We start from the raw sequence: 10,184 nt of genomic DNA, 5'->3' as shown, positions 1-10,184 counted from the left end.
CGGCGNGCTGTGCCGCTCCCGCGCATTTAGCCATCCCCACCCCGCCCGGCGGACCGTCGTCGTACCGTCGACACCGGGGACACGTGGACTTCGGGGGGAGCCATGCACAACTTCCAGGAACGAGCGATGCCGATCCGCGATCGGGCGCTGCACGACGCGGCGGTCCGGGTCGCGCTGGAGCTCGTCGCGGTCGAGGGACTGGACCGCGGGACCCTGACGGAAGTCGCACGCCGCCTGCGTCTTCCGGGCGGGGAGCGCGTGTCGGAGCGGACGCTGCGGCGCAAGTACGGCAGCACGGCGCGGCTGCTGTTCGGCACGCCGTGGTGGTTGCCGGAGCCCGCGGACGCGGTGCGCGTCGTGCTGGCGCCGCGCCCGATCGGCGCCGAGGGCCCGGTGTGGCCGAGCGGCCCCGCGGCGGAGGCCGCGTCGGCGGTCGTCGACGACTGTCGCTGCGAGGACGGCGTGCCGGCGCGCGACCCGCGGGACCGCCCGGCGGGGTGCGACTGCGAGGACGGACGGACCGACGACACGTGGCCGGACGCCGCGTTCTTCACCGACGCCGGCATCGACGATCCGCTCGGGGACCTCGCCCACGCCTCGCCGGAACCCGTCGCCCTCCGCGATCTCCTCCACGACCTGCACATCGTGCTCAGCGGCCACCTCCTCGCGAGCGGATGGGCGGCGAACCTCCCGTGGATCGACGCGCTCCGGGCGGACCGCCGGGAGGTCGCGGCGTGGCTCGCGCTCGCGGAGGGGACGTGGGCGCACTCCCTGGGCCGGACCGTCGCCCGCGTCTTCGCGCTCGACGCGGCCGGGGGGAGCCGCCGCGGCGGCCGCCTTCGGCGCGGTGGCGCGGGAGCTCGAACCGCTCGTCGGCGAACTCGGCGCCGCTCACTACCGCGCCGCGCGCGGAGCCGCACCTGCCGGGGCCGCCCCGCCCGCGGCGGCCGACCTCGCCGCGGCCCGCGCCCGCGCGTTCGACGCGCTCGGTACCGTCGTGTCCGTTCCGGACAGAATCCGAGAGTCGCGCGGCCGGAGCACCGTCCGGCCCGGCGGCACGGACGCCCGCCTCCCGAACCGGGCACGGCGCGCGGTGGACGGCTCGGGCGCTACGGGATGAAGCGGTACCCCATCCCGGGCTCCGTGACGAAGTAGCGCGGATGAGCGGGGTCCGGCTCCAGCTTGCGGCGCAGCTGCGCCATGTACACGCGCAGGTAGTTCGTCTCACGCGAGTACGACGGGCCCCACACCTCGTGCAGGAGGGTCTGCTGCGAGACGAGGCGGTCGGCGTTGCGGACCAGCACGTCCACGATCTTCCACTCGGTGGGGGTGAGGCGCACCGTCGTGCCGTCGCGGGTGACCGTCCGGGCCTCGAAGTTCACCTCGAAGGCGTCGGTCTTCGCGGGCGCGGGCGCGTCGACGAGGCCGGTGCGGCGCACCTGCGCCCGGACGCGGGCGAGGAACTCGTCCATCGCGAAGGGCTTGGTCACGTAGTCGTCGGCGCCGATGTCCAGCGACTCCACCTTGTCGTCGCTGCCGTGCCGCGCCGAGAGCACGATCACCGGTGAGGTGCAGAACTCGCGCAGCTTCGCGAGCACCGCGGTGCCGTCGATGTCGGGCAGGCCCAGGTCGAGGACCACCACGTCGGGCGTCCGCTCGCGCGCGATCTGCAGGGCGGACCGCCCGTCGGACGCCGTCTCCACCTCGTACCCGCGGGCCTTGAGGTTGATCCGCAGGGTGCGCAGGATCGCCGGCTCATCGTCGACCACCAGAACGAACGTCACGAGATCACCTCATCACTCGACACCGGCTGCGCGGCGGGCAGGTCCACGATCATCGTCAGGCCGCCGCCCGGGGTGTCCTCCGCGGTGAGGGTGCCGCCCATCGCCTCGGTGAGCCCGCGGGCCACCGCGAGCCCCAGCCCGACGCCGTTGCCGGCCGGGGCGTCGCCCATCCGCTGGAAGGGCTTGAACATCGCATCGCGCTGCTCCTGCGGCACGCCCGGGCCGTGGTCGCGGACGTGCACCTGCAGCCGGTCCCCATCGGGGGTGTGCACGCCGGAGACGCCGACGGTGACCGGCCCGCCCCGCGAGTGCCGCACCGCATTTTCCACGAGATTCGCCAGTACCCGCTCCAGCAGGCCGGGGTCGGCGAGAGCCGTGGGCGTGGCGTCCGTGTCGTCGCACGCGAAGTCGAACGCCAGATCCGCGTCGGGGAGCGCGGTCCAGATCGCGGGCAGCACTTCCTCGATCCCCACCTCGCGGGTGAGCAGGGTCAGCGAATCGGACTGCAGCCGCGACATGTCGAGGAGGTTCCCCACCAGGGAGTCCAGCCGATCGGCGCTCTCCTCGATGGTCGCGAGCAGCTCGGCCTCGTCCTCGTCGGACCACTCCACGTCGTCGCTGCGCAGCGACGAGACCGCGGCCTTGATCCCGGCCAGCGGCGTCCGCAGGTCGTGCGAGACCGCGCTGAGCAGGGCGGTCCGCGCGCGGTTGCCCTCCGCGAGGGCCCGGGCCTGCTGCGCCTCGGCGCTGAGCGCCTCCCGGTCCAACCGGGCCGCCGCGTGCGCCGCGAAGGCGACCAGCAGCCCGTGCTCGGACGCGCTCAGGCTGTCGCCGTCGACCACCAGCGTCACGTTGTCGCCGACCATCACCGCGTCCGTGCCGTCCTCGGGCCGCAGCGGCGACTCGCGGCGCCCGGCGACGAGCTGCCAGGGGGCGTCGGCGTCGTCGCGCCGCAGCAGCGAGGCGCCCCGCAGCCCGAAGGTCACGATGGCCTCGTCGAGCAGGGCGGGGATCTCGTCGTCGGCGTTCTCCGTCGCGAGCAGGGTGTCGGCGAGGCCGCTGAGCACGTCGGCCTCGGCGCGGGCCCGGGCGGCGCGCGCGGTCTGGCGGGCGGCCAGTGAGACGACCGACGCCACCGCGATCGCCGTGAGTACGAACATCGCGACGGCGAAGACGTTCTCGCCCGACGCCACGGTGAACGTGTAGAGCGGTGGAGCGAAGTAGTAGTTGAGCAGCACCGATCCGAGGATCGCGGAGGGCACCGCGGGCCGGATCCCGCCGACCAGGGCCACGGCCACCGTGAGCATGAGGAAGAGCATCAGCTCGGTGGGCATCGAGTGCCACTGCCGGGTCTGTGCGAGCAGCGCCGTGAGGATCACCGGCCCGCCGATCGCGAGCACCCAGCCCGCGACGGTGCGCCGCTTGCCGAGCAGCACCGGGTCGGGGCCGTCGATGCGGGGGAGCAGCCGGCGCCGGCCCGCGCCCGCGGCCCGCTCGTGCGTGACCACCTGCACATCGATGTCGCCGGAGCCCTCGATCACCGCGTCCGAGACCGGCCACCGCACCACGGAGGTGAGCGCGCGGTGCCGCGACTTGCCGAGGATGATCCGCGAGGCGTTCACCGAGGTGGCGTACTGCAGGATCGCGGCGGCCACGTCGTCGCCGGTGACGATCTGGAAGGTGCCGCCCAGCGATTCCGTGAGCTGCCGCAGCTGCGCCAACGAGGCGGGGGAGGCGCCGGACAGGCCGTCGCTGCGCGCGACGTACACCGCCCGCAGTTCCCCGCCCGCGCCCTTCGCCGCGATCCGGGCACCGCGGCGCAGCAGCGTGCCGCCCTCGGGGCCGCCCGTGAGCGCGACGACGGTGCGGTCGCGGGTGGGCCACGCGGCCGAGATGCCCTGCTCCGAGCGGTACTGCTCGAGCCGCTCGTCGACGCGGTCCGCGAGCCATAGCAGCGCGAGTTCCCGTAGCGCCGTGAGGTTCCCGATGCGGAAGAAGTGGGAGAGCGCGGCGTCCACCTTGGACGGGTGGTAGATGTTGCCGTGCGCCATGCGGCGCCGCAGGGCCTCGGGCGTCATGTCGACGAGCTGCACCTGCTCCGCGCGCCGCACCACGGTGTCGGGGATCGTCTCGCGCTGCCGCACACCCGTGATCGACTCGACCACGTCACCGAGGGACTCCAGGTGCTGGATGTTGACCGTGGTGACCACGGTGATGCCGGCGTCGAGCAGCTCGGCGATGTCCTGCCAGCGCTTCTCGTTCGCCGAACCCGGGGCGTTCGTGTGGGCGAGCTCGTCGACCAGGACCACCGTCGGGTGCGCGGCGATCACCGCATCGACGTCCATCTCCTCCAGCACCGCGCCGCGGTACTCGACGCGCCGGCGGGGGATCACCTGCAGTCCCTGGACCTGCGCCTCCGTCTGCGGTCGGCCGTGGGTCTCCACGTAGCCGACCACGACGGACGTCCCGCGGGAGGCGCGGCGCGCACCCTCGGTGAGCATGGCGTAGGTCTTGCCCACGCCGGGTGCGGCGCCCAGGTAGACGCGCAACTGCCCCTTCGGCATCCTCTCCCCTCCCTTCTCCGCCCGGGCTACTTCGCTGCGGTGGCGAGATCGGTGAGCGCGGCGTTCAGATTCACCACGTTAACCCGCTCCTCGCCGAGGTAGCCGAGCTGACGCCCCTCGGTGTGCGCGGCGACCAGCGCGGTCACCCGCTCCGGGCCGAGGCCGCGGGCCCGGGCGACGCGCGCCACCTGCTGCCGCGCGTAGGCGGGGGAGATGTGCGGGTCGAGGCCGGAGAAGCTCGCCGTGACGGCGTCCGCCGGCACCGCGGCGGGATCCACCCCGTCCTCCGCGGCGACCTTCGCGCGGCGTTCGGCGATGAGCGCCACCAGCTTCTCGCTGTTCGGGCCGAGGTTCGTGCCGCCGGAGGCCAGGGTGTCGTACTCGCCCGCGGACGGGCGCGGATGGAACCACTGCGCACCGTCGAACTTCTGCGCGAGCAGCTCGGACCCGACGACGGCGCCGTTCCGCTCGATCTGCGAGCCGTTCGCCTTCGTGCTGAACCCGACCTGCCCGACGCCCCAGATCACCAGGGGGAAAACGACACCGAGCACGACGGTCATGACGAGCAGCATGCGCAGGCCGGCGAGCAGCTGGCGCGGTGTGGAACTGAGCATGGGACGGTGCCTTTCAGGAGAGGCCGGGGACGAGCTGCACGACGAGGTCGATCAGCTTGATGCCGAGGAAGGGGACGACGATGCCGCCCAGGCCGTAGATGGTGAGGTTGCGCGCGAGCAGCTTGTCGGCCGACTTGGCGGTGTACTTCACGCCGCGCATGGCGAGGGGGATCAGCGCGACGATGATGAGCGCGTTGAAGATCACCGCCGAGAGGATCGCCGACTGCGGGCTGTGCAGCCGCATCACGTTGAGCACGTCGAGGCCGGGGGCCAGGGGCACGAACATCGCGGGGATGATCGCGAAGTACTTCGCGATGTCGTTGGCGATGGAGAAGGTGGTCAGCGCTCCGCGGGTGATGAGCAGCTGCTTGCCGATCTCCACGATGTCGATGAGCTTCGTCGGGTCGGAGTCCAGGTCGATCATGTTCCCGGCCTCCTTCGCGGCGGAGGTGCCCGTGTTCATCGCGACGCCGACGTCGGCCTGTGCGAGCGCGGGCGCGTCGTTGGTGCCGTCGCCCGTCATCGCGACGAGCCGGCCGCCCTCCTGCTGCTGCCTGATGAGCGCCAGCTTGTCCTCGGGCGTCGCCTCCGCGAGGTAGTCGTCGACGCCGGCCTCCTCGGCGATGGCCTTGGCGGTCAACGGGTTGTCGCCCGTGATCATGACCGTGCGGATGCCCATCGCGCGCAGCTGCGCGAAGCGCTCCCGCATGCCGGCCTTGACCACGTCCTTGAGGTGCACGACGCCCTGCAGCGTCGGGGCCGCGCCGGGCTCGGCGTACGCCACGACCAGCGGGGTACCGCCGGAGCCGGAGATCTCGTCGACCGCCAGCCGCACGTCGACGGTGCCGATCGCCTCGCCGAGGGACTCGGCGGCCCCGTCGACGCGGTGCTCCGCGGCGACCCAGGCCAGCACGGCCGCCGAGGCGCCCTTGCGGATGCGGGTGCCGTCGGGCAGGTCGACGCCCGACATCCGGGTCTGCGCCGTGAACGGCACGACGGTGCCCAGGCGCACCGTCGGGACCTCATGACCGTGCGTCGTGGCCAGGTCCACGATGGACCGCCCCTCGGGCGTCTCGTCGGCGAGCGAGGCGAACAGTGCGTGCCCGGCCAGGGTGTGCTCGTCGACCCCCGCCACGGGGTGGAAGGAGGTGGCGCGGCGGTTGCCGTAGGTGATGGTGCCGGTCTTGTCGAGCAGCAGCGTCGAGACGTCGCCCGCGGCCTCGACGGCGCGGCCGGACTTGGCGATCACGTTGCGCTGCACCAGGCGATCCATGCCCGCGATGCCGATCGCGGAGAGCAGCGCGCCGATCGTCGTCGGGATCAGGCACACCAGCAGTGCCACCAGGACCACGACGTCGATCGCGCCGCCCGAGTAGATCGCCATCGGCTGCAGGGTCGCGACGGCCAGCAGGAAGATGATCGTGAGCACGGTGAGCAGGATGTTCAGGGCGATCTCGTTCGGCGTCTTCTGCCGGTTCGCGCCCTCGACGAGCCCGATCATCCGGTCGATGAAGCTCTTGCCGGGCTCCGTCTTGATCTCGACGACGATGCGGTCGCTGAGCACGCGGGTGCCGCCGGTGACGGCGCAGCGGTCGCCGCCGGACTCGCGCACGACGGGCGCGGACTCGCCGGTGATCGCCGACTCGTCGACGGTCGCCATGCCCTCGACGACGTCGCCGTCGCCGGGGATGACCTCGCCGGCCTCGACGATCACGAGGTCGCCCACGTGCAGCTGCGAGCCGGGGACCTGCTCCTCGCCGCTCGCGGTCCTGCGGCGCGCGACGGTCTCCGTCTTCGCCTTGCGCAACGACTCGGCCTGCGCGCGGCCGCGGCCCTCGGCGACGGCCTCCGCGAGGTTCGCGAAGAGCACCGTCGCCCAGAGGAAGACGGCCACGGACCACGCGAACACCGACGGGTGCACGATCGCCAGCGCGGTGGTGTACACCGAGGCGATCCACACCACGAAGACGACGGGCTGCCGGATCTGCGTGCGCGGGTCCAGCTTCGCGGCCGCGCGGGGGAGCGCCGAGCGGAGCTCGGCGAGCGAGAAGGCGGAGCGCCGCTTCGGTGCCGGGGTGACGGCCTTCGGGTCCGACGGAGTGGGGGTGTCGGTCAGCGTGTTCGTCACTGGGTGACCTCCGAGATCGGTGCGAGCGCGAGGGCGGGGACGAAGGTCAATCCGGCCACCAGGACCACGACGCCCACGGTGAGGCCCACGAACAGCGGGCGGTGGGTGGGGATGGTGCCCGCGGTGGCGGGCACGGGGTGCTGCTGCGCGAGCGTGCCGGCCAGGGCGAGGATCGCGACCATCGGCGCGAACCGGCCGAGCAGCATCGCCGCGCCCAGCGTGTAGTTGAACCACGGGGTGTCGACGGCGAGGCCGGCGAAGGCGCTGCCGTTGTTGTTGCTCGCCGAGGCGTAGGCGTAGAGCACCTCGGACAGGCCGTGCGCACCGTCGTTGGTCATCGCGGCGACGCCCTGCTCCTGGACCACCGTGGCGGCGGTCCCGACCAGCACCAGCGCGGGCATCACCAGGATGTACAGCGCGGCGAGGGTGATCTCCCGGCGGCCGATCTTCTTGCCCAGGAACTCGGGGGTGCGGCCCACCATGAGGCCGCACAGGAAGACGGTGAGCACGGCGATGACGAGCATGCCGTAGAGGCCGGATCCCACGCCGCCGGGGCTGATCTCGCCGAGCAGCATGTTCACCAGTGCGGCCCCGCCGGCGCCGGGCGTGAGGCTGTCGTGCGCGGCGTCGACCGCTCCCGTCGAGGTGCTGGTGGTCGCGGTGGCGAACAGGCCGGTGCTCCACTGACCGAAGCGCACCTCCTGGCCCTCGAGCGCGGCGCCCGCCGCCCGGCCGGCCGTGCCCTGGTTGCCGAGCTGCGCGGCGATCGAGATCGCGGTCGAGACGGTGAAGATGATCGCCATCGAGCCGAGGATCGCGTAGCCCTGCCGGTGGTTCCCGACGAGGTTGCCCAGCATGCGGGGCAGCGCGACGGGGATGAGCAGGATGAGGAAGATCTGGAACAGGTTGGTCGCGGCCGTCGGGTTCTCGAAGGCGTGCGCCGAGTTGGCGTTGAAGTAGCCGCCGCCGTTGGTGCCGAGGAGCTTGATCACCTCCTGGCTCGCGACGAGGCCGCCGGTGAGCACCTGCTTCTGCCCGTCGAGGCCGACGATCTCGTGCCGCTGCCACAGCGTCTGCACCACGCCCTGCGCCATGAGGATCACGGCACCGATCGCGGCGATCGGCAGCAGGACGCGCAGGGTGATGCGGGTGAGGTCCACCCAGAAGTTGCCGAGCCGGTCGGTGCGCGAGCGGACGAAGCCGCGGACCAGCGCGACCGCCACCGCGATGCCGACGGCCGCGGAGACGAAGTTCTGCACCGCCAGGCCGATCGCCTGCGCGATGAGGTTCATCGCCGATTCGCCGGAGTACCACTGCCAGTTGGTGTTGGTGACGAAGGAGATCGCGGTGTTGAGCGCCTCGTCGAGCCGCCACTGCTTCGGCTCGACGCCGGGCAGCCGGCCCTGGAGGAGGAGCAGGAGCGTGAGGGCGACGATGCTGACGGCGCTGAACGCGAGCGCGGCCACGGCGTAGACGCGGTAGCCCTGTTCGGCCTCGGGGTCCGCGCCCACGAGGCGGTAGACGACGCGCTCGACGCGCCAGTGCTTCGGCGTGGTGACGACGTGCGCCAGGTAGTCGCCGAGCGGGCGGTACGCGATCGCGAGCGCCGCGACCAGGGTGCCGATCGTGAGCAGGCCGGATGCGGTGCCGCTCATCAGAAGCGCTCCGGGCGCAGCAGGGCGTACAGCAGGTACGCCAGGGTGAGGATCGTCGCGGCGAGCGCCAGCGCGTTGGAGATGTTCATGGGCTCCACTGGACCACCGTCGTCGCGCGTTCTCACGCCCCCTTAACGCCCCCGATGCGGGTCTTGACGCGTTCTTAGCGGATGATGGTTCGGTGAACTCAGCAGCTTCCGCGCCCGCGCCGCAGCGGGTACCGCCGGATGTCTGGGTCCTCGTGGCGGCCAGCTTCGTGATCGCCCTCGGCTACGGCGTCGTCGCGCCCGCTCTGCCCGCTTTCGCCCGCACCTTCGACGTGGGCATCGGCGCCGCCTCCGCGGTCGTCAGCGCCTTCGCGATCATGCGGCTCGCCTTCGCCCCGGCGACCGGCCCCTTGGTGAAGGCGTTCGGCGAGCGGTGGATCTACATGACGGGGCTCCTCATCGTCGCGGCGTCGACGCTCGCGGTGGCCTTCGCGCAGACCTACTGGCAGCTCATGCTCTTCCGCGGGCTGGGCGGTGTGGGCTCGGTGATGTTCACGGTGTCCGCGATGGGCCTGATGATCCGCATCGCGCCCGCCGAGATCCGCGGCCGAGTGAGCGGCGTCTACTCGTCGAGCTTCGTGCTCGGCGGCATCTGCGGCCCCCTGCTGGGCGGCGCCCTCGTCGGCTTCGGCCTGCGGGTGCCGTTCGTCGTCTACGCCATCGCGCTCGTCGTCGCCACGCTCGTCGTGGGCATCGCGCTGCGCGGCAGCACCCTCGCGGGCCGGGAGGAGGCCTCCTCCGAACCGGGCACGACGGTCCGCGAGGCGCTCGCCGATTCCGCCTACCGGGCCGCGCTCTTCACGTCGGTCGTCTTCGGCTGGGTCTACTCGATGCGGGTGTCGCTGCTGCCGCTGTTCTTCGCCGCCGTCCTCGACCAGCCGGCCGCGATCGCCGGGTACGCGCTGGCGGCCTACGCCGCCGGCGACGTGCTCGCGATGTTCCCCGCGGGCCGCGCCTCCGACCGCTACGGCCGGCGGCCGTTCATCGTCGTGGGGATGCTCGTCATCGCCGTCGGCACCGTGGCGCTGGGCTTCACCGACTCGGTGCTCGTGGCCTTCCTCGTCACCGTCGTCGCGGGCATCGGGACCGGCCTCGTCGCGCCGACGATGCAGGCCTCCCTCGCCGACGTGCTGCAGGGCAGGGGCCGCAGCGGCGGTGCGCTCTCCGCGTATCAGATGGCGCAGGACGCGGGCACCATCTCCGGGCCGCTGCTCGCGGGCGCGATCGCGCAGTACCTCGGATTCACCTGGGCCTTCGCCGTCACCGCTGCCCTGTGCGTCCTCGCCGCCATCGCCTGGATGCTGGCCCGGGAGACCCGGGTCCCGGCGACGGTCTGACCGCACGCCACCCGCCCGGCCGGCCTCGCGTCGCTGTCGGGCATGCCCATTGCCG

General features: G+C 72.7%; 8 protein-coding genes. 2 read left to right on the top strand and 6 right to left on the bottom strand.

The window, feature by feature from the left end:
* Positions 1-126 precede the first annotated feature (126 nt).
* Positions 127-1,155, top strand: coding sequence for a hypothetical protein (locus tag ACNAYW_RS16175; RefSeq protein ID WP_415850684.1), 1,029 nt, complete (start codon positions 127-129; stop codon positions 1,153-1,155).
* On the opposite strand, the gene ACNAYW_RS16170 is transcribed toward ACNAYW_RS16175, so the two are convergent.
* From ACNAYW_RS16170 to ACNAYW_RS16145, 6 genes are read right to left on the bottom strand one after another with little or no spacing between them, the layout of a single operon-like run.
* Complete coding sequence (locus ACNAYW_RS16170; RefSeq protein ID WP_415850683.1) at positions 1,110-1,784, bottom strand: response regulator; 675 nt, start codon at positions 1,782-1,784, stop codon at positions 1,110-1,112. The two genes, ACNAYW_RS16175 and ACNAYW_RS16170, sit on opposite strands and share 46 nt — an antisense overlap.
* Positions 1,781-4,348 (bottom strand): ATP-binding protein, encoded by a 2,568-nt coding sequence (locus tag ACNAYW_RS16165; protein WP_415850682.1) that lies wholly within the window; start codon positions 4,346-4,348, stop codon positions 1,781-1,783. Before ACNAYW_RS16165 ends, ACNAYW_RS16170 begins: the two co-directional genes overlap by 4 nt.
* Before the next feature lie 26 nt (positions 4,349-4,374).
* A complete protein-coding gene (gene kdpC, locus ACNAYW_RS16160; RefSeq protein WP_415850681.1) occupies positions 4,375-4,962 on the bottom strand; it encodes a potassium-transporting ATPase subunit KdpC in 588 nt (195 codons plus the stop codon).
* A 13-nt stretch (positions 4,963-4,975) separates the two neighbouring features.
* On the bottom strand, positions 4,976-7,090 hold the full coding sequence (gene kdpB, locus ACNAYW_RS16155; protein WP_415850680.1) for a potassium-transporting ATPase subunit KdpB: 2,115 nt from the start codon (positions 7,088-7,090) through the stop codon (positions 4,976-4,978).
* Complete coding sequence (gene kdpA / locus ACNAYW_RS16150; RefSeq protein WP_415850679.1) at positions 7,087-8,745, bottom strand: potassium-transporting ATPase subunit KdpA; 1,659 nt, start codon at positions 8,743-8,745, stop codon at positions 7,087-7,089. The genes kdpB and kdpA overlap by 4 nt, the downstream gene beginning before the upstream one ends.
* Positions 8,745-8,834: a potassium-transporting ATPase subunit F gene (locus ACNAYW_RS16145; protein WP_415850678.1), complete on the bottom strand. Its 90-nt coding sequence runs from the start codon at positions 8,832-8,834 to the stop codon at positions 8,745-8,747. Before ACNAYW_RS16145 ends, kdpA begins: the two co-directional genes overlap by 1 nt.
* A gap of 92 nt (positions 8,835-8,926) precedes the next feature.
* Between ACNAYW_RS16145 and ACNAYW_RS16140 the strand changes: the two genes are divergently transcribed.
* Positions 8,927-10,129 carry an MFS transporter gene (locus ACNAYW_RS16140; protein ID WP_415850677.1) on the top strand — a complete coding sequence of 401 codons (1,203 nt, stop codon included), beginning with the start codon at positions 8,927-8,929 and terminating at the stop codon, positions 10,127-10,129.
* The last annotated feature ends 55 nt before the right edge of the window (positions 10,130-10,184 follow it).

It is taken from the genome of Tsukamurella ocularis (assembly GCF_965138335.1).
In the GTDB taxonomy this organism is placed as follows: Bacteria; Actinomycetota; Actinomycetes; order Mycobacteriales; family Mycobacteriaceae; genus Tsukamurella; species Tsukamurella ocularis_A.
Note: the sequence above shows the minus strand (reverse complement) of the source record. Positions and strands in the feature narration are given on the sequence as shown.